Below are 23303 nucleotides of genomic sequence, written 5' to 3' on the forward strand. Positions count from 1 at the left end.
CGATGCGCAGGAGTGAAATGGCCGTCAATCTGGTCAATGTCGAGAACGTCAGCAAGGTGTACGGGACCCGTGCGCTGCTCGACGGCATCTCGCTCGGCGTGTCCGAAGGGGACCGGATCGGTGTCGTCGGCCGCAACGGCGACGGGAAGACCACGCTGATCCGCATGCTCGCCAAGCTGGAGGAGGCGGACTCCGGCCGGGTCACGCACTCCGGCGGGGTGCGCCTCGGCGTGCTCACCCAGCACGACTCGCTGGACTCGACAGCGACCGTCCGCCACGAGGTCATCCGGGACATGGCCGACCACGAGTGGGCCGGCAACGCCAAGGTCCGGGACGTGCTCACCGGGCTCTTCGGCGGGCTCGACCTGCCCGGCTTCCCGCAGGGCCTGGACACCGTCATCGGCCCGCTCTCCGGTGGTGAGCGCCGCCGTATCGCGCTCGCCAAGCTGCTGATCGAGGAGCAGGACCTCATCGTCCTGGACGAGCCGACCAACCACCTCGACGTCGAGGGCATCTCCTGGCTCGCCCGGCATCTGCGCGAGCGCCGCTCCGCGCTCGTCTGCGTCACCCACGACCGCTGGTTCCTCGACCAGGTCTGCACCCGCATGTGGGACGTGCAGCGCGGCGCCGTCCACGAGTACGAGGGCGGGTACTCCGACTACGTCTTCGCGCGCGCGGAGCGTGAGCGCATCGCCGCCACCGAGGAGACCAAACGGCAGAACCTGGTCCGCAAGGAGCTGGCCTGGCTGCGCCGCGGCGCGCCCGCGCGCACGTCCAAGCCGCGTTTCCGCGTCGAGGCCGCCAACGAGCTCATCGCGGACGTGCCTCCGCCGCGCGACAGCAGCGAGCTGATGAAGTTCGCCTCCTCGCGGCTCGGCCGGACGGTCTTCGACCTCGAGGACGTCACCGTCCAGGCCGGACCCAAGGTGCTGCTGCGGCACATCACCTGGCACCTCGGCCCCGGTGACCGCATCGGCCTGGTCGGCGTCAACGGCGCCGGCAAGACCTCCTTGCTGAGGGCCCTGGCCGAGGCCGCGCGCAGCGAGGGCGAGGTGCAGCCCGTGGCCGGCCGGGTCGTCGTAGGCAAGACCGTCAAACTCGCCTACCTGTCCCAGGAGGTCGCCGAACTCGACCCGAACCTGCGGGTGCTGGAGGCCGTGCAGCAGGTGCGCGAACGCGTCGACCTCGGCAAGGGGCGGGAGATGACCGCCGGGCAGCTCTGCGAGACGTTCGGCTTCAACAAGGACAAGCAGTGGACGCCGGTCGGCGACCTGTCCGGCGGCGAGCGCCGCCGACTGCAGATCCTGCGGCTGCTGATGGACGAGCCCAACGTCCTCTTCCTCGACGAGCCCACCAACGACCTGGACATCGAGACCCTCACCCAGCTCGAGGACCTGCTCGACGGCTGGCCCGGCTCGATGATCGTCATTTCCCACGACCGGTTCTTCGTCGAGCGCACGACGGACCGCGTCTTCGCCCTCCTCGGCGACGCCGCACTGCGGATGCTCCCGCGCGGCATCGACGAGTACATCGAGCGCCGGCAGCGCATGGAGGAGGCCGCGGCCGCCTCCGCCGCCCCGTCGGTCACGCAGAAGACCGCGCCCGAGAGGAGCGCCGCCGACCAGCGCGCCGCCAAGAAGGAACTCCAGAAGATCGAGCGGCAGTTGGACAAGGTCTCCGAGAAGGAGACCAAGCTGCACGACCGGATCGCCGCCCACGCCACCGACTTCGCGAAGGTGGCCGAACTCGACGCCGAACTGCGTGCGCTGGCCGGTGAGCGCGAGGAACTGGAGCTGCGATGGCTGGATCTCGCCGAGGACGCGTGAAGGGTGCGTGAAGACGCATAACGACGGCATCACGGGGCGGTCCTCCCTTGGGAACAGGGGTGGAGCGGCCCCGGAAGCCGTCGGCACCGGGTGATAGAAAGAGCCGTCCGAGAACCTTCTGAGGACGGCTCCGGGTGGTCACTGGCCCGGGGGCGTGGCTAAAAATCAGTGACCAGGGGGAACACGCCGATGGCCCAGCCGCCCAGTCAGCCGCCGCAGCCCGGCGGTTTCGGAGCACCGCAGGACCAGCCGCAGCAGCCGTCGCAGCAGCAGCCGCCGCCGCAGGGCGGCTTCGGCGCTCCGCAGATGCCGCCGCAGCCGCCCCAGGGCCCGCCCGCCCAGGCGCCGCAGCCCGGCTACGGCTACCCACAACAGCCGGGCCCCTACGGGCAGCAGTCCCCGCAGCCGGGCCCCTACGGGCAGCCCCAGCAGCCCGGCCCCTACGGGCAGTCGGGTCAGCCCGGCCCCTACGGGCAACCGGGCCCGTACGGGCAGGCCGGCGGCCCCTACGCCCCGCAGCCCGGCTACGGCTACCCGCAGCAGCCCCCGTTCTCCGGCGCGCCCGGCGCCCCGGCGGGCGGACGTAACCCCTTCAAGGGGCGGCCCGCACTGGTCGTCGGGGCCGCGGTCGTGGCGCTGCTGGTGATCGGCGGCGCGGTGTTCGCGGTCACGAACGGCGACGACAAGGACCCGAAGAAGCCCGTCGCCGGACCGAGCGGCGACGGCAAGGCCACGAGCGCGGCGCCGGTCAACCCCGGTGACGGCGGCGGCGACGGCGGCGAGGACGACCAGGACTTCAACGCCGGGCGCAAGTCCGGTGAGGCGAAGGTGCTCTGGTACAAGGAGGCGCCCGACGCACCCGCCTCCGGCGCCGACGCCCCCGGCATGTGGATCACGTCGAAGGCGGCCGTGAAAGCCGCCTACAAGCAGGTCGTCGCGTACAACACGGCGGACGGCAGGCCGACCTGGCCCGCCCTCACGTTCCCTCAGAAGATCTGCGCGGTCACCCCGCAGCGGACCGCCGACGACAAAATCGTCGTCGCGTACATGAGCGGCACCAGCGACCGCGCCAAGTGCAACCAGCTCCAGCAGGTCGACCTCGGCACCGGCGCCAAGGGCTGGACGGGCGTGGTCGCGGACGGCGCGCTGTTCGACAGCGCGATCAGCGTCGAACTGTCGCTGGCCGGCAACACGCTGATGGTGGGCCGCTCGCAGTCCGGCACGGCCTACGACGTCCGCACGGGCAAGAAGCTGTACGACAAGCAGAAGTACGGCGACTCGTGCTTCCCGACGGCGTTCGCGGGCGGAACCCGGCTCCTCTCGGTGGCGTCCTGCGACGCGACCAAGGCCACCGAGCACGACGAGCTCCAGGAGCTGGACCCGGCCACCGGCAAGGTCAAGTGGACCCAGAAGTTCGACAAGGGGTGGAGCGTCGGCAAGACGTACTCCGTCGACCCGCTGGTCGTCTACAGCACCAACAAGGACAAGAACTCCTGGAACATCTCGACGTTCAAGGCGAACGGCTCCTACCGCTCGCAGGTCGGCTTCGACGAGGACTTCGCTCCCGACTGCGACTCCGGCTTCCTGCAGCGCAACCTCACCGGCTGCCAGGGCACCGCGTCCGACGCCAACACGCTCTACCTGCCGACCGACGCGAAGAGCGGTCCCAACGAGATCGTGGCGATCGACCTGGCCACCGGCAAGGAGAAGTGGCGGGTGAAGTCCCCGACCGACGAGGCCATGCAGCCGGTGCGGGTCGACGGCGGGAACCTCGTGGCGTACGTCCAGCCGTCGTACGACGCGCCCGGTCAGGTCGTGGCGATCCCCACGGCGGGGTCCGCGCACACGCCCACGAAGCTGCTCCAACTGCCCGAGAGCACGGTCAAGATCGAGGACGGCTTCTACTCCCGTGACGTCGACTGGGTCGGCGGGCGGTTCTACATCTCCACCACCCGGCTGACGGGCAACGACGACACGAAGGAGAAGCTGATGCTCGCCTACGGCAAGTGAGGCGAGCCCGCCGTCCTCCCGGCTTCCGTCGTCCTCCCGGCTTCCGCCGTCGTCCCGGCCCGTCACCGCGGGCCGTCCGGGCCCGCCTTCCACGGGCTTCCCCGTCTTCTCCGCCTTTCCGGGCTTCCCGAGCTTTCTCCTGAGGTACCCACACCATGACCCAGCCGCCGCCCCCGCCCCCGACCCAGCCCCCGGGCCAGCAGCCCCCGCAGCAGGGCGGCTTCGGCCCGCCCCAGCCGCCGCAGGACGCGACGCCCCCGGACTCCGTTCCGCAGGACGCCGTGCCCCAGGACGCCGTGCCCCCGGACTCCGTTCCGCAGGACGCTCCGCCGCAGGCGCCCGCACCGAACCTGTCGAAGGCCCCGGAGCCGCAGTCCCCGCCCCAGGCCCCGGCCCCGGTGCAGCCCCAGCCCCCGGCTCCGGGGCAGGCGCCGCAGGCTTCCCCGACGCCTCCGCCGCCGGCTCCGTCCGGGCCGCCGCAGCCCCAGCCGGGCTACGGCTACCCGCAGGCCCCGGCCGGACCGGGCGGGCCCGCCGCGCCGCCGGCAGCCCCCGGCTACGGCTACCCGGCCCAGCCCGGCGCTCCCGCTCCCGGCCCTTCCGCGTACGGTCAGCCGCAGCCGAACCCCTACGGTCAGCCGCAACCGAACCCCTACGGCCAGCCGCAGCCCTCTTACGGTCAGCCGCAGACGAACCCCTACGGCCAGCAGCCCGGTTACGGCTACCCGGGCCAGCCGGGGCAGCCCGGTCACGGCTACCCGGGGCAGCCGACCGTGCCCATGCAGCCGCAGGTCATGGGCAGCGGCGGCCCGGCGGGTTCCGGCCGGAAGATCAACGCACAGGTGGCGATCATCGTCGCGGCGGTCGTCGCGATCGCGCTGATCGTCGGCGGCGGCGTCTGGTACGCGAACTCCGACAGCGGCGGCAAGAAGGAGGAGGCGAGCTCCGGCGGCGCGAACGGCGGCGGGGGCGACAAGGGGGACACGGGGGGAGGCACCGGCGGCACGACCTCCGGCGGCAGCGAGAAGGCGCCGGCCGACCCCTCCTCCGACGTGCTCTTCAAGCTGGCGATGCCGGTGGTCAAGAAGGACGACAGCGTAGGCGTCCGGGGTTCCTGGCTGACCGACAAGGCGTACGTGAAGACCGGCGTCAACAGCATCACCGGCTACGACCCGGCCAAGGGCACCAAGCTCTGGTCGATCGCGCTGCCGGGCCCGGTGTGCGAGGCCAGCAGGTTCGCCACCGACGACCACCGCACGGCGGTCGTCTTCCAGGCGAGCACCGCGGAGACGGCCCGCTGCGACCAGATCGCGGCGATCGACCTCGCCGCCGGCAAGCAGTTGTGGAAGAAGACGGTCACTTCCGGCGACTACGCGATCGACTTCGACAACGTCACGGTCAGCGCGAACACGGTCGCCGTGGGGAGCACGGAAGGCGGCGCGGCCTTCGACATCGGCTCCGGCAAGGTGCTGTGGTCGCCGAAGCCAGCCGACACCTGCTACGACGCCGGCTACGGCGGCGGGCCCAAGCTGGTGGCGGTGCGCAAGTGCGGGGCGTACGACAACCCCGAGTTGCACATCCAGACCATCGACCCGGCCTCCGGCAAGGTGCTCTCCGAGTACAAGCTGGCCACGGGCATCGACTACGCGTCCGTCGTCTCCACCGAGCCCCTGGTGGTGGCCGCCGACGTCGGCGACAGCGCCGGTGACGGCAGCGGCATCTCGGACTTCTTCTCCATCGACAACAAGACCGGCAAGCTGCGCACCCGCATCTCGGTGCCGGGGGCCGAGTACGCGGCCGACTGCGAGGGCATCACCAGGATCGAGGCCTGCACGGGCCTGGCCGTCGGCAACGACCGCATCTACGTGCCCACCGAGGAGCACGACAGCAGCGGCACCTACGGCAGGGCGAACGAGATCGTCGCCTTCGACCTGGCCACCGGCAAGCAGACCGGCCAGCGCGCGGACGCCGGTGACGGCTACACGATCTACCCGCTGCGCATGGACGGCGCCAACCTGATCGCCTACAAGAGGCCGCCCTACGACAAGGGCGGACAGGTCGTCAGCATCGCAGGCGGCTCCTTCAAGGAGACCGTGCTGCTGCAGAACCCGGCCACGGACGCGGTGCACGACCTGGAGACCAGCCTGTCCCCGGAGTACTCCGAGGTCCTCTTCGCGCAGGGCCGCCTGTACATGTCGGAGGTGTACGTCGACGACAGCGCCTCCTCGGGCGGCGACCCGGAGTACCTCGCGGTCGGGTTCGGCGGCGCGGGCGGCTGACCGTAACGATCGTCGTGACGGCCCCGTCCCCGAGCAGATTCGCACTCGGGGGCGGGGCCGCCCATTTATCGCGGACGTCGCCCTCGTGAGAGGAATTTCGGCGATCCGGGCAGTTCTCGCCGGTAGGGGGAGCGCAACGTCGAACAAGCGTGTAGCTTCCGGGGGCATGAAGACAGGGGTGCCGGGGGGCGCCCTTTGTTCGTCCGCGTGGGTCGGCGTGGGTGCGTGGGGGTCCGTGTGGATCCGTGTGGGCATCCATGGGGGGACTGGGGGGTTGCTCGATGGGAGTGCGGCTGATGGTGGTCGACGACCACCGCCTGCTCGCCGAGGCGCTGGCCTCGGCGCTCAAACTGCGGGGGCACCGGGTGCTCGCCGCGGCGGCGCCGGCCGCGGGGGCGGCGGAACTGGTGATCACCCGCGCGCCCGAGGTGTGTCTGCTGGGCACGGCGGCTCCGGCCGAACCGGGCGTCTTCGACCCCGTGGTCCGCATCAAGCGGGAGCGCCCGCAGGTGGCGGTCCTGGTCCTCGGCCCGGTGCCGAGCCCGCGCGGCATCGCCGCGGCCTTCGCGGCCGGCGCCTCCGGCTACGTACGCCACGACGAGCGCATAGAGGGCGTGGAGCGGGCCATCATGAAGGCACGGGCGGGTGAGGCGGCGGTGGCGCCGCAGCTGTTGCAGGGCGCGTTCGGCGAACTGCTGAACCCGACGGCCCAGCCGGACGACGAGGGCCAGCGCCTGCTGCAGATGCTCACCCCGCGCGAGGTGGAGGTCCTGGTCCGCGTCGCCGACGGCGAGGACACCCGGCTGATCGCCGCCGGCATGGGCATCGCCCCTTCCACGGCACGCACCCACGTCCAGCGGGTCCTGATGAAACTCGGCGTGGGCTCCCGCCTGGAGGCGGCCGCGCTCGCTGCCCGCACGGGTCTCCTGGACCGCGCCGGACCGCTGCCGCACACGTCCCGCGGCCGGGCGACGGAAGCGGAGTAGGCGCGTGCGTGCACGCACGGTCATCTGGCGCGGCGCGCGCCTCGGCGTGTTCATCGGGGCCTGGCCCGCGGGGACGGTCGGCGTTCTGTGCCTGGTGGCGGCGTTCGTCTTCCTGACCGGCGGCCTGTATGGAACCGCGTGGGAGCTCACGACCGCGGGCGCGTACGCGGCGCTGGCGAGTATGGCGGTGGGCGTCGCCCTGGGCACGGCCACCGGTCTCGCCCTGGCGGTCGCCCCGCGCTGCCTGCTGGCGCGGGCCCCGCTGCGCGGGCTGCTGGCGGCGCTGACCGCGGGGCTGCCGGTCGCGGCGCTGCACGTCGCCTTCCTGACCACAGACGGCTACACCCTGGCGAGTTACCCGCTGTCGACGCACTTCGTCGACTGGGCGGTCATCCTGACGATCGCCCTGGTGGCGGCGGCACGAAGCGGTGAGATCGCCGGGTACGGCACCGATGGGACGACGAACGGGGCGAGAGCCGATACCGGGTCGGCGCAAGCGGAAGCGGAGGGCGGCGCCGACACGGCGCACTGACGGCCGCTGGGACGTGCTGCTCGAGACGGGGGACCCGTCCGAGCCGCGCGCACTGCCGCTGCGCCTGCGTGCGGAGCAGCCGGGGATGGACGCGGCGGCGGCGCGCGTCGACGCGCTGTGCGGCCGCTCGGACCGTCCCACCACGTACCGACTGTGCCTGTTCGTGCCGACGTCCGGTCCTCGCCGCCCGGACGGGGCGCGGGCCCGGCGTAATTCGGGGCGGGCCCGGTCCGCGCTCTCTAGGCTCTCTTCATGCCCACCCCGGAACTGCAGCGGATCAACGCCTTCCTGTCGGCCTTCGCCCGCCGTCAGGCCGCGCGCGTCGTCGACCTCCCGGGCGGGTTCGCCGTGTACGACGACTCCTTCGCGCATTCCCACGCGGACAACCAGGTCGTCGTCGACGCGGCCGTCGACCCCGAGACGCTGCCCGCCCTCGCGGAGCGGGCTCTGGGGCATCTGCCGTTCCGCATGGTCTCCGTCCTCGACGACGACGTCGCCGTCGCGTGCGCGGAGCCGCTGGTCCGGGCCGGGTACACCCACTCCACCCTGCTGGTCATGCTGCACACGGGCCCGGTGCCGACCGACGGCGCAACGGCGCGGGAGGTGGACCTCGACGCGCTCCGCGTCCCCCTCGCCCGGCGCTGGCGGGGCTTCCTCCCGGACGTGGACGACGAGGTCGTCCGCCACCTCGTCGACCGGCGCGAGGCGCGTCGCCGCGGGGCCGACGTCGTCCGGTTCCTCTGTGCCCGCACCCAGGAGGGCGAGGCCGCCTCCTGGGCCGACCTCTATATGGACCCGGCGACCGGTACGGCGCAGATCGAGGACCTGGTCACCTCGGAGGCCCACCTCAGGCGCGGCCACGGCGACGCCGTCCTGAGCACCGCCCTGCGCATGGCCGCCGACCAGGGCTGTGGGACCCGGTTCCTGACCGCGGACGCGGCGGACTGGCCACGCCACTGGTACGAGCGTCGCGGCTTCCGCGTCGTCGGCCGCTCGCACTGCTTCGAACGGAGCTGACTTCCCGCAGACATCCCGCCCGGTCTCGCCGGTAGACCACGGCCCTGACGTGGGGCGGCCTGGGGTTCCGCATGCCCGGATCCCCAAGCCGCCCGCCCCGCCGCTACCCGCCCCGTGGAGGTTCCCCCTCCACCGCCTCGGGCGGGAGCTTCGGGGTGACCGGCGCCGCGGGCCGCAGCTTCAGCCAGGCCAGGAAGAAGAGGCCGAGGGCCAGCATCCCGAGGCCCGTCCACAGGTTGATGTTGATTCCCTGGGCCTTGTCGATCTCCGCGTCACCGTCCGTGAGGCCGGCGATCGTGACGATCACGCCGTAGAGGACGAACAGGCCGCCGATGATGCGGCGCAGGTCGAAGATGCGGGCCGCGGTCGCCGACTTCTCCTCGAGTTCCGTGACCTCGCGCTGGACGTCGGCCTCGGACCAGCCCGCCCGCCGCAGCCGCTCGGCGGCCTCGTCGCGCTCGGACGGTTCGAACTGCTCGGACATGGTGTCTCCATCCTCCCGCGAGATGTCGCGAGGGCTCAGAACGAGAACGGGATGTAGCAGAGGGCGGCCAGGATCACCGCGCTCCAGCCCAGCAGCGCGGGCCGGCGGTACCAGGCGTCGTCGCCCGCCGCGGGCGGCTCGGCCATACCGGGCGAGACGGTGCCGTAGACCAGGCCCTGGAGCTCCTCGTCCGACTTGGGAGCCGTGAACAGCGACACCGCCACCATCACGACCGCGCCCGCCACGAAGCCCGCGATCGCGGAGACGAAGTTGGCGCCCTGGTCGGTGGGGATGCCGATGACGTCCTGCTTGTAGAGGACGAAGTAGTTCACCATCGCCGCCGTGGTGCCCGCCAGCAGCCCCCAGAAGCCCGACTTCTTCGACGCCCGCTTCCAGAACATGCCGACGATGAAGACCACGAACATCGGCACGTTGAAGAAGCTGAACAGCGTCTGCAGGTAACTCATGATGTTCGAGAAGGACGACGCCAGGAACGCCGTGCCCACCGAGGCCGCCACGCCGATCGCCGTGATCAGCCGCCCGAAGCGCACGTAGTACGCGTCCTCCCGCCCCCGCACCACGTACTTCGCCCAGATGTCGGTGGTGAACACCGTGTTGAACGACGACACGTTCGCCGCCATGCCGGCCATGAACGCCGCCAGCAGACCCGTCACCGCGATGCCCAGCACGCCGTTCGGCAGAAGCTGCTCCATCAGGTACGGGATGGCGTCGTTGTACTGGAGGTCGGAGTCCGCGGTGCCGATCTTCGGCACCAGCACGGCCGCCACCAGGCCCGGGATCATCACCAGGAAGACGATGAAGATCTTCGGGAAGGCCGCGATGAGCGGGGTGCGCTGGGCCGCCGAGAGGTTCTTCGCCGACAGCGCGCGCTGCACCTCCGCGAAGTTCGTCGTCCAGTAGCCGAAGGACAGCACGAAGCCGAGGCCCAGCACGATGGTCAGCCAGTTCGCGCCGAGCGGGTTGGCGCTGCCGATGCCGGTGCCGCCCCAGGCGGTGACGAAGTCGTCCCCGTGGGTCGCGGTCAGCTTGTCGGTCAGGCCGTCCCAGCCGCCCACCTTCTTCAGGCCCAGCACGGACAGCGGGATGAGGGCCGCCAGGATCACGAAGAACTGGAGGACCTCGTTGTAGATCGCCGAGGAGAGGCCGCCGAGAGTGATGTACGCCAGCACGAAGAAGCCGGCCACCACGATCGCCACCCACTGCGGCCAGCCCAGCAGCGCCTCGACGACGATGGCCAGCGCGTACAGGTTCACCCCGGCGATCAGGATGGCCGCGAACGCGAACAGGATCGAACTCAGCAGGTGGGCCGCCTTGTCGAAGCGCAGCAGCAGCATCTCCGGGACCGAGCGGACCTTGCTGCCGTAGTAGAACGGCATCATCACCAGGCCGAGGAACACCATCGCCGGGATGGCGCCGATCCAGTACCAGTGCACGGTGTACGCGCCGTACTGTGCGCTGTTCGCGGCCATGCCCAGGATCTCGGTGGCGGCCAGGTTCGCCGAGATGAACGCGAGACCGGTGATCCAGGCGGGCAGCGAGCGGCCCGAGAGGAAGAAGTCGAGGGTGGTCTTCACCGAGCGCCGGGCGGCGAAGCCGATGCCGAGGACCACGACGAAGTAGATGCCGAGGATCGTGTAGTCGAGCCAGTTCGTGGGGAGCCGTAGCTCTGCCGCCAGGCAGGTGGGGGTTCGCATGCACTGCTCGCTTCGCTTGGTGTTCTTTGTTTGGTTGTGATGGTGACTCCCGTGGGGGTTTATGGTTTTATGTGTTCGGTTCTGTTTAAAGCTTCGCTAGGTGTACTGATCCGGGTCCGCGGGCCCGGGGTACGGATGGAGAGTCGCGGTGAAGAAGACCTCGACCCGGCTGGCCGACGGTCGTGAGCTGATCTACTACGACCGGCGCGACGACGTGGTGCGCGACGCGGTGGACAAGCGTCCGCTCGAGCCCACGGTCACCACTTCGGAGGTACGGCGCGACCCGTTGCTCGGCGATTCCGTCGCCGTCGCCTCGCACCGGCAGGGGCGCACCTACCACCCGCCGGCCGACGAGTGCCCGCTCTGCCCCTCCGAGGGCGACCGGCTGAGCGAGATCCCGGACTCGTCGTACGACGCCGTCGTCTTCGAGAACCGCTTCCCCTCCCTCGCCGGCGACTCCGGGCGCTGTGAGGTGGTCTGCTTCACCTCCGACCACAACGCGTCCTTCGCCGACCTCACCGAGGAGCAGGCGGGACTCGTCCTCGATGCGTGGACGGACCGGACGTCCGAGCTGTCGCATCTGCCCTCCGTGGAACAGGTGTTCTGCTTCGAGAACCGCGGCGCCGAGATCGGTGTGACGCTGGGTCACCCGCACGGGCAGATCTACGCCTACCCGTTCACCACTCCGCGCACCGCCCTGATGCTGCGTTCGGTCGCGGCGCACAAGGAGGCGACCGGCGGCGAGAACCTCTTCGACGCCGTCCTCGAGCGTGAACTCGCCGGGACGCGGGTCGTCCTGGAGGGTGAACACTGGGTCGCGTTCGTGCCGTACGCCGCCCACTGGCCGTACGAGGTGCACCTCTACCCCAAGCGCCGGGTGCCCGACCTGCTGGGCCTCGACGAGGACGCGCGCACAGAGTTCCCCAAGATGTATCTGGAACTCTTGAGGCGCTTCGACCGGATCTTCGGGGACGGTGAGTCGCAGACGCCGTACATCTCCGCCTGGCACCAGGCGCCGTTCGGCACGCTCGAGGAGTTCGAGGGCGTCAACCGGGACGACTTCGGGCTGCACCTGGAGCTTTTCACCATCCGCCGCACGTCCGGCAAGCTGAAGTTCCTCGCGGGCTCCGAGTCCGGCATGAACGTCTTCATCAACGACGTGCCGCCGGAGCGCGCGGCCGAGCGACTGCGAGAGGTAGCGAGTTGATGAGCAGCGGCAAGTATCTGGTCACGGGCGGCGCGGGATACGTCGGCAGCGTGGTCGCCCAGCACCTGCTGGAGGCGGGACACGAGGTCGTCGTCCTGGACAACCTCTCCACCGGCTTCCGCGAGGGCGTCCCCGCCGGCGCCGCGTTCGTCGAGGGCGACATCCGCGACGCCGCCGAACACCTCGACGCCTCCTTCGACGCCGTGCTGCACTTCGCCGCGTTCTCGCAGGTCGGCGAGTCCGTCGTGAAGCCCGAGAAGTACTGGGACAACAACGTCGGCGGCACCATGGCGCTGCTCGCCGCGATGCGCGAGGCGGGCGTGCGCAAGCTCGTCTTCTCCTCCACGGCGGCCACCTACGGCGAGCCGGAGCAGGTCCCGATCGTCGAGTCCGCCCCCACGAGGCCGACCAACCCCTATGGCGCCTCCAAGCTGGCCGTCGACCACATGATCAGCGGCGAGGCCGCCGCGCACGGGCTCGGCGCGGTCTCCCTGCGGTACTTCAACGTGGCGGGCGCGTACGGCGCGCAGGGCGAGCGCCACGACCCCGAGTCGCACCTCATCCCGCTCGTCCTCCAGGTCGCGCAGGGCCGCCGCGAGGCCATCTCCGTCTTCGGCGACGACTACCCGACCCCCGACGGCACCTGCATCCGCGACTACATCCACGTCGCCGACCTCGCCGAGGCGCACCTCCTCGCCGTCGCCGCCGCCGAGCCGGGCGAACACCTCATCTGCAACCTCGGCAACGGCAACGGCTTCTCCGTCCGTGAGGTCGTCGAGACGGTCCGCAAGGTCACCGGCCACGAGATCCCCGAGGTCGTGGCCCCGCGCCGCGGCGGGGACCCGGCCGTCCTGGTCGCCTCCGCGGCCACCGCCCGCGAACAGCTGGGCTGGAACCCGTCCCGCGCGGACCTCGCGGGCATCGTCGCGGACGCCTGGGCATTCGCCCAGCAGATCGCCGACAGCACGACGAGGGAGCGGTAATGGGGGCACAGCAGGTCCGGGACGGCTTCGTCGAGCTGTACGGCGCGGAGCCCGAGGGCGTCTGGGCGGCGCCCGGCCGCGTCAACCTCATCGGTGAGCACACCGACTACAACGACGGCTTCGTGATGCCGTTCGCGCTGCCGCACACCGCGGTCGCGGCGGTCTCGCGGCGCGAGGACGGCCGGCTGCGCCTGCACTCGTCCGACATCGAGGGCGGGGTCGTCGAGCTGGAGCCGGACGCCCTGACGCCCGGGTCGGACGCCGGCTGGGCCTCCTACCCCGCCGGCGTCGTCTGGGCGCTGCGCGAGGCCGGGCACCCCGTCCGGGGCGCGGACATCCACCTCGCCTCGACGGTGCCGACCGGCGCGGGCCTGTCCTCGTCGGCGGCGTTGGAGGTCGTGGTCGCGCTCGCGCTGAACGACCTGTACGAACTCGGGCTGCCGGGCTGGCAGCTGGCCCGGCTGTGCCAGCGCGCGGAGAACGTCTACGTCGGTGCGCCCACCGGCATCATGGACCAGACGGCCTCCGCCTGCTGCGAGAGCGGCCACGCGCTGTTCCTCGACACCCGCGACCTCTCCCAGAAGCAGATCCCGCTCGACCTCGCGGCCGAGGGCATGCGCCTGCTGGTCGTGGACACCCAGGTCACGCACGCGCACAGCGGCGGCGAGTACGGCAAGCGGCGGGCCGGCTGCGAGAAGGGCGCGGCCCTGCTCGGCGTCGACGCGCTGCGCGACGTCCCCTTCGACGGGCTCGACGCGGCACTGGCCCGTCTCGGCGACGACGAGGAGGTCCGCCGTCTGGTCCGGCACGTGGTCACCGAGGACGAGCGCGTCGAACGCGTGGTGCGGCTGCTGGAGTCGGGCGACACCCGGGCCGTCGGCCCGGTCCTCACCGAGGGCCACGCCTCCCTCCGGGACGACTTCCGGGTCTCCTGCCCCGAGCTGGACCTGGTCGTCGAGACCGCCGTCGCGGCCGGCGCCCTCGGCGCGCGGATGACCGGCGGCGGCTTCGGCGGCTCGGCGATCGTCCTCGCCGACGCCGCCGACGTCGACACCCTGACCAAGGCGGTCGAGGAGGCCTTCGCGGCCGCCGGGTACAAGGTCCCGCGCGTCTTCGAGGCGGTGCCGTCGGCGGGCGCCCGCCGGCTGGGCTGAGCGGCCGGGAGTCACGGAACCGGGGTGCGGCGGTCTCCCGCCGCACCCCGGTTCTCCTGCGTCACCCCGGTTGCCGAGTCAGCCGCTTCGTCAGCGTGAATTCCGTGACGCCCGGCGGGTAGTCCTCGATCACGCACACCACCTCGTAGCCCTGCCGCCGGTAGAAGTCCGGCGCCTGGAAGTCCCAGGTCTCCAGGCGTACGCGGGTGCAGCCCCGTTCGTCGCGGGCGACGCGCTCCGCCTCCGCGAGGAGCCGGGAACCCAGCCCCGCGCCGCGGTGCCGGGTGTCGACCCACAGATGCGCGACGTGCAGCCACGTCGTCCAGGTGTGGCCCACCAGCCCGCCGGCCAGCCCGCCCGCGCGGTCCGAGGCCCACACGTGCAGCGGGGCCTCGCGTCCGGCCGGGGTGTCGCGCAGCGCGCGCAGGACCGGGGACGCCTGCGTGTTCGCGTCCAGCAGCCGTGAACGGAGAAGATCGCGCCGGGTCCTGTCGACTTCTGTCTCAAGACGAAACATGCGGCACACCATAAACGCACTGGCCAACCAGTTCTGCCATTTGCCTTCCGCTCTTCGCCCACAGCCCTACCCTGTGAACAGCACCGGTGGGGGCCGGTGTTGATCAGGGGGCGAGACAGTCGGGTACGACGCCCGTGGTGGGGTAGCAGTCTCTGCACGGCGGCGGCCGGGCGGTCCTGGCCTCCCCGTCGGGGCGTCGTGCCCGCGGCGGTCGTCCGTTTCCCGTCTCCGGACCTTTGGGGTATCCCCTGCTCCGTCAAGGAGCTCGGGGAAGGGGGTTTCGTGGTTCGCATTCGTGTACTGGTCGTCGACGACCACCGTATCTTCGCCGAGTCGCTCGCCGCGGCGCTGGCGGCCGAGCCCGACGTCGACGTGTCCGCGGCCGGCAGCGGCCCGGCGGCGCTGCGCAGCCTGGAGCGCGCGGTCGCCGAGGGGCGCCGGTACGACGTGCTGCTCGTCGACGCCGACCTCGGCGGCCAACTGCCGGGCATACGGCCGGCGGTGCCGGTGCAGGAGGTGGGGGAGGACGGCCCCGTCGACGGGATCTCCCTGGTCACGGGCGTCCGCGGCGCACAGCCCCACATCCGGATCGTCGTCCTCGCCGAGAAGGACGACCCCCGTCGCGCGGCCCTCGCCCTGCAGGCCGGCGCGTCCGGCTGGGTGGCGAAGGACTGCTCGCTGTCGCGTCTGCTGACGGTGATCCGCGGGGTGCTGCGCGACGAGACGCATCTGCCCGCGGCCCTGCTCACCGGCGTCCTGCGGGAGTTGACGGCCGCCCGCAAGCACCGCACCGAGAGCGAGCGGCTGGTGGAGTCCCTCACGCCGAGGGAGCGGGAGGTGCTGCGCTGCATGGTCGCGGGCCTGGGCCGCAAGGCGGTCGCCGAACGCCTGTTCCTCTCCCCGCACACCGTCCGCACCCACATGCAGAACGTGCTCGGCAAGCTGGGCGTGCACTCCACCCTCGCCGCGGTCGCCCTCGCCCGCCGGGCCGGGGTGGGGCCGGCGGACCTGGGGCAGGCCCTAGCCGGGGATGTTGTCGAACGGGGCGGTCAGCTGGCGTAGCAGGCTCGCCAGGTCGCCGCGCTGGGACGGCGAGAGCTCGGCCAGGATCGCCCGCTCCTGGTCGAGCAGCCCGGCGAGCGCCTGGTCGGCGCGGTCCTTGCCGTCGTCCGTGAGGCGGACCAGCACCCCGCGCCGGTCGCTGGGGTCCGGCAGCCGCTCCACCAGGCCCTTCTTCGCGAGCCGGTCGATGCGGTTGGTCATCGTGCCCGAGGTGACCAGCGTCTGTGTCAACAGTTGCCCCGGCGAGAGCTGGTAGGGCGCCCCCGCGCGCCGCAGCGCCGTCAGGACGTCGAACTCCCAGGGCTCGAGCTGGTGCTCGGAGAACGCCAGCCGGCGTGCCCGGTCCAGATGCCGGGCCAGTCTGCTCACCCGGCTGAGTACCTCCAGCGGCTCCACGTCGAGGTCCGGGCGCTCCCGGCGCCACGCTGCGACCAGCCGATCGACCTCGTCCTCCATGACGATCAGTGTAGTGGTTGTGTCGACATGAAGTCTCTTGATATCAAGTATCTTGACATCGAGATAAAACCGCGCGACAGTGACCTGTATGACGACCAACCCCACCTGGGACCCCGCCCAGTACCTGCGTCACGCCGCCCACCGCGCCCGCCCCTTCGCCGACCTCCTCGCCCGCGTCCCCGACCTGCCCGGCGACCCGCCCCGCATCGCCGACCTCGGCTGCGGCCCCGGCAACGTCACCGCGCTCCTCGCCGACCGCTGGCCCACCGCCCACATCACCGGCTACGACAACTCCCCGCGGATGCTCGCCGACGCCGCGGCCCACGCCGGCCCGCACCTCGACTTCGCCCACGCCGACCTCACCGACTGGACGCCCCCCGAGACCTACGACCTGCTCGTGTCGAACGCCGCCCTCCAATGGGTCCCCGGCCACCTCGACGCCCTCCCCGGCTGGCTCGACGCCCTCGCCCCCGGCGGCGCCCTCGCCCTCCAGGTCCCGTACAACACCGACGCCCCCCTGCACGCCCTCATGCGCGACCTCGCCGACAGCCCCCGCTGGAAGAGCCGCCTCGGCCACGTCCTGCGCCGCGGGGACTCCGTCCACGCCCCCGGCGCCTATCTCGACCGGCTGACCCGCGCCGGCTGCACCGCCGACGTCTGGACCACCACCTACCTGCACGTCCTCCAGGGCGAGGACCCCGTCCTCGACTGGGTCAGCGGCACCGGCCTGCGCCCCGTCCTCGACGCCCTCGCCGACGACCCCGAAGCCCGCGACGCCTTCACCGCCGCCTACCGCGACCTGCTCCGCGAGGCCTACCCGAGCACGCCCCACGGCACCGTCCTGCCCTTCCGCCGCCTGTTCGCCGTGGCCACGAAGGAAGGCGGCCCGGCATGCTGACCGCCGTCGACCACGTCCAGCTCGCCGCCCCGCCCGGCTCCGAAGACCTCCTGCGCCCCTTCTACACCGCCGCCCTGGGCATGACCGAGATCCCCAAACCGCCGGCGCTCGCGGCACGCGGAGGATGCTGGTTCCAGGCCGGGACCGTCCAGCTCCACCTGGGCGTCGAGCCCGGTTTCCGGCCCGCCCGCAAGGCCCACCCCGGGCTGCGGGTCACCGGCATCGAGGCGTACGCGGCCCGGCTGGCGCACCACGGCGTCCGCGTCGAATGGGACGACGCACTGCCCGGACACCGCCGCTTCTACGCCCTGGACCCCGTCGGCAACCGGCTGGAATTCCTGGAACCCGACCCGCCCGGGCCCGGCGACGAGCCGGGAGAGCGGCACGGGGTGCGAGAAGCGCACGGGTTTGAGAGGGGCCCGGCGGGTCACTCGCAGGGGACAGACCGCACGCAGACCTGACTGGGAGTGATGGACAGTGGCAGGCGAGCAGAAGTCCAAGGCGAAGATGGAACGGGCCAAGGGCAAGGCGAAGGAAACGGTCGGGCGCGCCGTGGGCAACGAGAGGCTCGAGGCCGAGGGCCGCGCCGACCAGGCGAAGGGCGACGCCCGGCAGGCCAAGGAGAAGACGAAGGACGTCTTCAAGCACTGAGCCCGTACCGGCATGCGGCAGGCCCCCCGTCCCACGGGACGGGGGGCCTGCCGCACGGTCGGACCGTGCCGCTCCGCGGCTCAGCTCTTGCGGTGCCCGATCAGCCGCGGTTTGGCCTCCAGGCCGTCCAGGCCGTGCCAGGACAGGTTCACCAGGTGCGCCGCCACCTCGGCCTTCTTCGGCCGCCGCACGTCCAGCCACCACTGGCCGGTCAGCGCGACCATCCCGACCAGGGCCTGCGCGTAGAGAGGCGCGAGTTTCGGGTCGAAGCCGCGGCTCTTGAACTCGCGGCCCAGGATGTCCTCCACCTGCGTCGCGATGTCCGAGATCAACGACGCGAAGGACCCCGTCGACTGCGGGATGGGGGAGTCGCGCACCAGAATGCGGAAACCGTCCGTGTACTCCTCGATGTAGTCCAGCAGCGCGAACGCCGCCTGCTCGAGAAGCTCACGCGGATGTCCCGCCGTCAACGACGACGTGACCATGTCCAGCAGCCGGCGCATCTCCCGGTCCACGACGACCGCGTACAGCCCCTCCTTGCCGCCGAAGTGCTCGTACACCACCGGCTTGGACACCCCGGCCTTCGCCGCGATCTCCTCCACCGACGTGCCCTCGAAGCCCTTCGCCGCGAACAGGGTGCGACCGATCTCCAGCAACTGTTGCCGGCGCTCGGCCCCCGTCATGCGGGTGCGCCGTGCGCGCCGCGGCTTGACATCACTGCTGGGACTGGAGTTACTGCTGGGATCGGTCGCCACGCCGTCAATCATGCAGCCTCGGCGGCCGCCTTCCCCTGCCGGGAGCCGTCCCCGTCCGTGATACGGCGTGAATCGATACGCGAGCGTGACGGCCATCGCACGTCGTACGCCCAGCCGAGCATCTCGAACCACCGGATGAACCGGGCCGAGGAGTCCACCTGGCCCCGCATCACCCCGTGCCGCGCCGACGTCGGATCGGCGTGGTGCAGGTTGTGCCAGGACTCGCCGCAGGACAGGACCGCCAGCCACCACACGTTGCCGGAGCGGTCCCGGGACTTGAACGGGCGCTTGCCCACCGCGTGACAGATCGAGTTGATGGACCACGTCACGTGGTGCAGCAGGGCCACCCGCACCAGCGAGCCCCAGAAGAACGCCGTGAACGCACCCCACCAGGACATCGTCACCAGCCCGCCCACCAGCGGCGGAATCGCCAGCGACACCAACGTGAAGAGGATGAAGTTGCGCGAGATCGCACGGATCGCCGGGTCCTTGACCAGGTCCGGCGCGTACTTCTCCTGCGAGGTCTGCTCCTCGTCGAACATCCAGGCGATATGGGCCCACCACAGGCCCTTCACCAGCGCCGGGACCGTCTCCCCGAACCGCCACGGCGAATGCGGGTCGCCCTCCGCGTCGGAGAACTTGTGGTGCTTGCGGTGGTCCGCCACCCAGCGCACCAGCGGTCCCTCGACGGCCATCGAGCCCATGATCGCCAACGCGATCCGCAGCGGTCGCCTCGCCTTGAACGAGCCGTGCGTGAAGTAGCGGTGGAAGCCGATCGTGATGCCGTGGCAGCCGAGGAAGTACATGAAGACCATCAGCCCGAGGTCCAGCCAGCTCACCCCCCATCCCCAGGCCAGCGGCAGAGCGGCCAGCACCGCCAGGAACGGGACGACGATGAAGAGCAGCAGGGTGATCTGCTCGATCGAACGCTTCTGCTCACCACCGAGGGTGGCGAGCGGCGCGGCCCTGTCGTCGGGTGCCTTGGAAGGATCTTCGATCACGTTGGAGCCTGTGGTCATGCGCGTCCCCTGGGGGGTATGGGAATGAGGGAGAAGCCGTACCGCCGGTACCGCACGGTACTTCCTACGGTCCCGTAACCTACGGCATCGTAAGTATGGCAGTGCGCCGCCTCGCGGCAAGAGCCCGCCGACCTGCGCGTCCCCGCGGACACCTATCCTTGGACTCGGTCGGACAGCGCGGTCCGCTTAGTTTTCTTCCCGGATGTCCGACCCCGTATGCGACGCCTGCCCGCGGGGAGGATGTCCGAGTTCCCTCTTGGACGAGCTTCAACACTGCAAGGAGCCGCACCTGTGAGCAGTGCCGACGACCAGACCACGACCAGCCCCGAGCTGCGCGCCGACATCCGCCGGCTGGGCGACCTCCTCGGCGAGACCCTCGTCCGGCAGGAGGGACCCGAGCTCCTCGACCTGGTCGAGAAGGTCCGCCGCCTCACCCGGGAGGACGGCGACGCCGCCGCCGAGCTGCTGCGCGGCATCGAACTGGAGACCGCGGCCAAGCTGGTCCGCGCCTTCTCCACCTACTTCCACCTGGCCAACGTCACCGAACAGGTCCACCGCGGCCGTGAACTGCGTGAACGCCGCGCCGCCGAGGGCGGTCTCCTCGCCCGCACCGCCGACCGCCTCAAGGACGCCGACCCCGAGCACGTCCAGCAGACGGTCCGCCACCTCAACGTCCGCCCCGTCTTCACGGCGCACCCCACCGAAGCCGCACGCCGGTCGGTACTCAACAAGCTCCGGCGCATCGCCGCGCTTCTGGAGACCCCCGTCATCGAGTCCGACCGCCGGCGCTACGACACCCGCCTCGCCGAGAACATCGACCTCGTCTGGCAGACCGACGAACTGCGAGTCGTCCGCCCCGAACCCGCCGACGAGGCCCGCAACGCCATCTACTACCTCGACGAACTCCACGCCGGCGCCGTCGGCGACGTCCTCGAGGACCTCACGGCGGAACTCGAACGCGTCGGCGTGAAGCTCCCCGACGACACCCGACCCGTCACCTTCGGCACCTGGATCGGCGGCGACCGCGACGGCAACCCCAACGTGACCCCCCAGGTCACCTGGGACGTCCTCATCCTCCAGCACGAACACGGCATCAACGACGCCCTCGAGACCATCGACGAACTGCGCGGCTTCCTCTCCAACTCCATCCGCTACACCGGAGCCACCGAGGAACTCCTCACCTCCCTGCGGGCCGACCTCGAACAAATGCCCGAGATCAGCCCCCGTTACAAGCGCCTCAACGCCGAAGAGCCCTACCGCCTCAAGGCCACCTGCATCCGCCAGAAGCTCGAGAACACCAAGCAGCGCCTCGCCAAGGGCACCCCCCACGAGAGCGGACGCGACTACCTCGGCACCGGCGAACTCCTCCAGGACCTCACCCTCATCCAGACCTCCCTGCGCGAACACCGCGGAGGCCTCTTCGCCGACGGCCGCATGAACCGCACCATCCGCACCCTCGCCGCCTTCGGCCTCCAACTCGCCACCATGGACGTCCGCGAGCACGCCGACGCCCACCACCACGCCCTCGGCCAGCTCTTCGACCGCCTCGGCGAGGAATCCTGGCGCTACGCCGACATGCCCCGCGAGTACCGCACCAAGCTCCTCGCCAAGGAACTGCGCTCCCGCCGCCCGCTCGCACCCGTCCCCGCCCCCGTCGACGCCGCCGGCGAGAAGACCCTCGGCGTCTTCCTCACCGTCAAGCGCGCCCTCGAGGTCTTCGGACCCGAAGTCATCGAGTCCTACGTCATCTCCATGTGCCAGGGCGCCGACGACGTCTTCGCCGCCGCCGTCCTCGCCCGCGAGGCCGGCCTCGTCGACCTGCACGCCGGCTGGGCCAGAATCGGCATCGTCCCCCTCCTGGAGACCACCGACGAGCTCAAGGCCGCCGACACCATCCTCGAGGACATGCTCTCCGACCCCTCCTACCGGCGCCTCGTCGCGCTGCGCGGAGACGTCCAGGAGGTCATGCTCGGCTACTCCGACTCCTCCAAGTTCGGCGGCATCACCACCAGCCAGTGGGAGATCCACCGCGCCCAGCGCCGCCTGCGCGACGTCGCCCACCGCTACGGCGTACGCCTGCGCCTCTTCCACGGCCGCGGCGGCACCGTCGGCCGCGGCGGCGGCCCCTCCCACGACGCCATCCTCGCCCAGCCCTGGGGCACCCTCGAAGGCGAGATCAAGGTCACCGAACAGGGCGAGGTCATCTCGGACAAGTACCTCATCCCCTCCCTCGCCAGGGAGAACCTGGAACTGACGGTCGCCGCCACCCTCCAGGCCTCCGCCCTGCACACCGCCCCCCGCCAGTCCGACGAGGCCCTCGCCCGCTGGGACGCCGCCATGGACGTCGTCTCCGACGCCGCCCACGCCGCCTACCGCACCCTCGTCGAGGACCCGGACCTGCCGACCTACTTCCTCGCCTCGACACCGGTGGACCAGCTCGCCGACCTGCACCTGGGCTCCAGGCCCTCCCGCCGCCCCGGCTCCGGCGTCTCGCTCGACGGCCTGCGCGCCATCCCCTGGGTGTTCGGCTGGACCCAGTCCCGCCAGATCGTCCCCGGCTGGTACGGCGTCGGCTCCGGACTCAAGGCACTGCGCGAGGCGGGCCTGGACACCGTGCTCGACGAGATGCACGAACAGTGGCACTTCTTCCGCAACTTCATCTCCAACGTCGAGATGACCCTCGCCAAGACCGACCTGCGCATCGCCGAGCACTACGTCGACACCCTCGTCCCCGACGACCTCAAGCACGTCTTCGACCGCATCAAGGCCGAACACGCCCTCACCGTCGCCGAAGTCCTCAAGATCACCGGCGAACGCGAACTGCTCGACGCCACCCCCGCCCTCAAGCAGACCTTCACCATCCGCGACGCCTACCTGGACCCCATCTCCTACCTCCAGGTCACCCTGCTCAAGCGCCAGCGCGACGAAGCCGCCGCCGGCGCCGAACCCGACCCACTGCTCTCCCGCGCCCTCCTCCTCACCGTCAACGGCGTCGCCGCGGGCCTGCGCAACACCGGCTGACCCCACCCCACACCACGAGGGGCGCCCCCGAGTCCGTACGGACCCGGCGGCGCCCCTCACCCGTCCCCGCTCACACCGTCAGGAACGCCGCCGTCAGCAACGCCACCCCCGACCCAGCCAGCACCCAGCCCGCCCGCACCCGGCCCAGACCCCCCGCCACCACCACCGACGCCAACAACAACGCCCCGCCGAACGGCACCCACGCGTACAACACCCCCGCAGGCCCCGAACGCACCGCACGATCACCGCCCGGCTTCAGCACCACCGTGTACGTCCGCCCCTTGCGCACCGCCACCGACTGATCCAGCACCACCCGCGCCCGCGGCGTCGACCCCGCCGACAACGGCGTGTACGGCCCCGCGCACCTGCCCCCGGCACACCCCGTCACCTCGACCGTGCCCCGCTCCCGCCCCTTCGTCAGCATCACGTGCTGCGCCGAACCCCAGGAACCCCACACCCCCGCCACCAGGATCAGCACCGCCACCGCACCCATCGCCGCGAACCGCCCGAACCGCAGCACCGCCACGGAACCCCCCGCCGCACCCCCGCCGGACCCCGACCCTCTGGCCGACCCCGGGCCCTTGGCCGACCCCGGGCCCTTGGCCGACCCAGGGCCCTCGGCGGACCCGGACCCCGTGGCCGCACCCCTGGCGGACCCCTTGGCCGAGTGCTTCCGTGACGGACCCCCACGGCGGTGCGACGAGACTGCAGAGCCAGACATGGCCGGGATC

The 23303-nt window shown here is 71.4% G+C and carries 21 protein-coding genes; 14 read left to right on the forward strand and 7 right to left on the reverse strand.

Annotated features, from left to right (window positions below; genetic code table 11):
• Positions 1–17: 17 nt before the first annotated feature.
• The 6 genes from C6376_RS12905 (at position 18) to C6376_RS12935 (ending at position 8650) form a co-directional block, all read left to right on the forward strand.
• A complete protein-coding gene (locus C6376_RS12905; RefSeq protein WP_107443550.1) occupies positions 18–1826 on the forward strand; it encodes an ABC-F family ATP-binding cassette domain-containing protein in 1809 nt (602 codons plus the stop codon).
• A gap of 189 nt (positions 1827–2015) precedes the next feature.
• On the forward strand, positions 2016–3836 hold the full coding sequence (locus C6376_RS12910; protein WP_107443551.1) for a PQQ-binding-like beta-propeller repeat protein: 1821 nt from the start codon (positions 2016–2018) through the stop codon (positions 3834–3836).
• A 155-nt stretch (positions 3837–3991) separates the two neighbouring features.
• Positions 3992–6115 carry a PQQ-binding-like beta-propeller repeat protein gene (locus tag C6376_RS12915; protein WP_107443552.1) on the forward strand — a complete coding sequence of 708 codons (2124 nt, stop codon included), beginning with the start codon at positions 3992–3994 and terminating at the stop codon, positions 6113–6115.
• A 281-nt stretch (positions 6116–6396) separates the two neighbouring features.
• On the forward strand, positions 6397–7101 hold the full coding sequence (locus tag C6376_RS12920; protein ID WP_107443553.1) for a LuxR C-terminal-related transcriptional regulator: 705 nt from the start codon (positions 6397–6399) through the stop codon (positions 7099–7101).
• Between the two features lie 4 nt (positions 7102–7105).
• On the forward strand, positions 7106–7633 hold the full coding sequence (locus C6376_RS12925; protein WP_107443554.1) for a hypothetical protein: 528 nt from the start codon (positions 7106–7108) through the stop codon (positions 7631–7633).
• A gap of 252 nt (positions 7634–7885) precedes the next feature.
• Positions 7886–8650, forward strand: coding sequence for a GNAT family N-acetyltransferase (locus C6376_RS12935; RefSeq protein WP_107443555.1), 765 nt, complete (start codon positions 7886–7888; stop codon positions 8648–8650).
• Positions 8651–8753: 103 nt separating this feature from the next.
• On the opposite strand, the gene C6376_RS12940 is transcribed toward C6376_RS12935, so the two are convergent.
• Positions 8754–9134, reverse strand: coding sequence for a hypothetical protein (locus C6376_RS12940; RefSeq protein WP_107443556.1), 381 nt, complete (start codon positions 9132–9134; stop codon positions 8754–8756).
• A gap of 35 nt (positions 9135–9169) precedes the next feature.
• Positions 9170–10849: a sodium:solute symporter family protein gene (locus C6376_RS12945; RefSeq protein ID WP_107443557.1), complete on the reverse strand. Its 1680-nt coding sequence runs from the start codon at positions 10847–10849 to the stop codon at positions 9170–9172.
• 148 nt (positions 10850–10997) lie between these two features.
• On the opposite strand from C6376_RS12945, the gene galT reads away from it, so the two are divergent.
• The 3 genes from galT to galK are packed head-to-tail and all read left to right on the forward strand — an operon-like array spanning position 10998 to position 14193.
• Complete coding sequence (gene galT, locus C6376_RS12950) at positions 10998–12056, forward strand: galactose-1-phosphate uridylyltransferase (protein WP_107443558.1); 1059 nt, start codon at positions 10998–11000, stop codon at positions 12054–12056.
• Positions 12056–13039, forward strand: coding sequence for a UDP-glucose 4-epimerase GalE (gene galE / locus C6376_RS12955; RefSeq protein ID WP_107443559.1), 984 nt, complete (start codon positions 12056–12058; stop codon positions 13037–13039). The genes galT and galE overlap by 1 nt, the downstream gene beginning before the upstream one ends.
• Positions 13039–14193 carry a galactokinase gene (gene galK / locus C6376_RS12960; protein WP_107443560.1) on the forward strand — a complete coding sequence of 385 codons (1155 nt, stop codon included), beginning with the start codon at positions 13039–13041 and terminating at the stop codon, positions 14191–14193. Before galE ends, galK begins: the two co-directional genes overlap by 1 nt.
• Positions 14194–14254: 61 nt before the next feature.
• On the opposite strand, the gene C6376_RS12965 is transcribed toward galK, so the two are convergent.
• Entirely contained in the window at positions 14255–14722 is a 468-nt protein-coding gene (locus tag C6376_RS12965; protein WP_107443561.1) for an N-acetyltransferase, read from the reverse strand.
• A 270-nt stretch (positions 14723–14992) separates the two neighbouring features.
• On the opposite strand from C6376_RS12965, the gene C6376_RS12970 reads away from it, so the two are divergent.
• Positions 14993–15772: a response regulator transcription factor gene (locus C6376_RS12970; RefSeq protein ID WP_107443562.1), complete on the forward strand. Its 780-nt coding sequence runs from the start codon at positions 14993–14995 to the stop codon at positions 15770–15772.
• On the opposite strand, the gene C6376_RS12975 is transcribed toward C6376_RS12970, so the two are convergent.
• Entirely contained in the window at positions 15731–16228 is a 498-nt protein-coding gene (locus tag C6376_RS12975) for a MarR family winged helix-turn-helix transcriptional regulator (protein WP_107443563.1), read from the reverse strand. The two genes, C6376_RS12970 and C6376_RS12975, sit on opposite strands and share 42 nt — an antisense overlap.
• Positions 16229–16316: 88 nt before the next feature.
• On the opposite strand from C6376_RS12975, the gene C6376_RS12980 reads away from it, so the two are divergent.
• From C6376_RS12980 to C6376_RS12990, 3 genes are read left to right on the forward strand one after another with little or no spacing between them, the layout of a single operon-like run.
• Positions 16317–17126: a trans-aconitate 2-methyltransferase gene (locus C6376_RS12980; RefSeq protein ID WP_107443564.1), complete on the forward strand. Its 810-nt coding sequence runs from the start codon at positions 16317–16319 to the stop codon at positions 17124–17126.
• Entirely contained in the window at positions 17120–17587 is a 468-nt protein-coding gene (locus C6376_RS12985) for a VOC family protein (protein WP_254075926.1), read from the forward strand. The genes C6376_RS12980 and C6376_RS12985 overlap by 7 nt, the downstream gene beginning before the upstream one ends.
• 16 nt (positions 17588–17603) lie before the next feature.
• Complete coding sequence (locus tag C6376_RS12990; protein WP_107443565.1) at positions 17604–17777, forward strand: CsbD family protein; 174 nt, start codon at positions 17604–17606, stop codon at positions 17775–17777.
• A gap of 80 nt (positions 17778–17857) precedes the next feature.
• Here C6376_RS12990 and C6376_RS12995 read toward each other — a convergent pair whose 3' ends face one another.
• Together C6376_RS12995 and C6376_RS13000 are read right to left on the reverse strand one after the other, a co-directional pair.
• On the reverse strand, positions 17858–18544 hold the full coding sequence (locus tag C6376_RS12995; RefSeq protein WP_107443566.1) for a TetR/AcrR family transcriptional regulator: 687 nt from the start codon (positions 18542–18544) through the stop codon (positions 17858–17860).
• Positions 18541–19551 carry a fatty acid desaturase gene (locus tag C6376_RS13000; protein WP_107443567.1) on the reverse strand — a complete coding sequence of 337 codons (1011 nt, stop codon included), beginning with the start codon at positions 19549–19551 and terminating at the stop codon, positions 18541–18543. Before C6376_RS13000 ends, C6376_RS12995 begins: the two co-directional genes overlap by 4 nt.
• Positions 19552–19842: 291 nt before the next feature.
• On the opposite strand from C6376_RS13000, the gene ppc reads away from it, so the two are divergent.
• Entirely contained in the window at positions 19843–22572 is a 2730-nt protein-coding gene (gene ppc, locus C6376_RS13005) for a phosphoenolpyruvate carboxylase (RefSeq protein ID WP_107443568.1), read from the forward strand.
• Positions 22573–22642: 70 nt separating this feature from the next.
• Here ppc and C6376_RS13010 read toward each other — a convergent pair whose 3' ends face one another.
• Positions 22643–23065, reverse strand: coding sequence for a hypothetical protein (locus tag C6376_RS13010; protein ID WP_367881086.1), 423 nt, complete (start codon positions 23063–23065; stop codon positions 22643–22645).
• Positions 23066–23303 lie beyond the last annotated feature (238 nt).

The sequence above is a fragment of the Streptomyces sp. P3 genome (assembly GCF_003032475.1).
Lineage (GTDB): Bacteria > Actinomycetota > Actinomycetes > Streptomycetales > Streptomycetaceae > Streptomyces.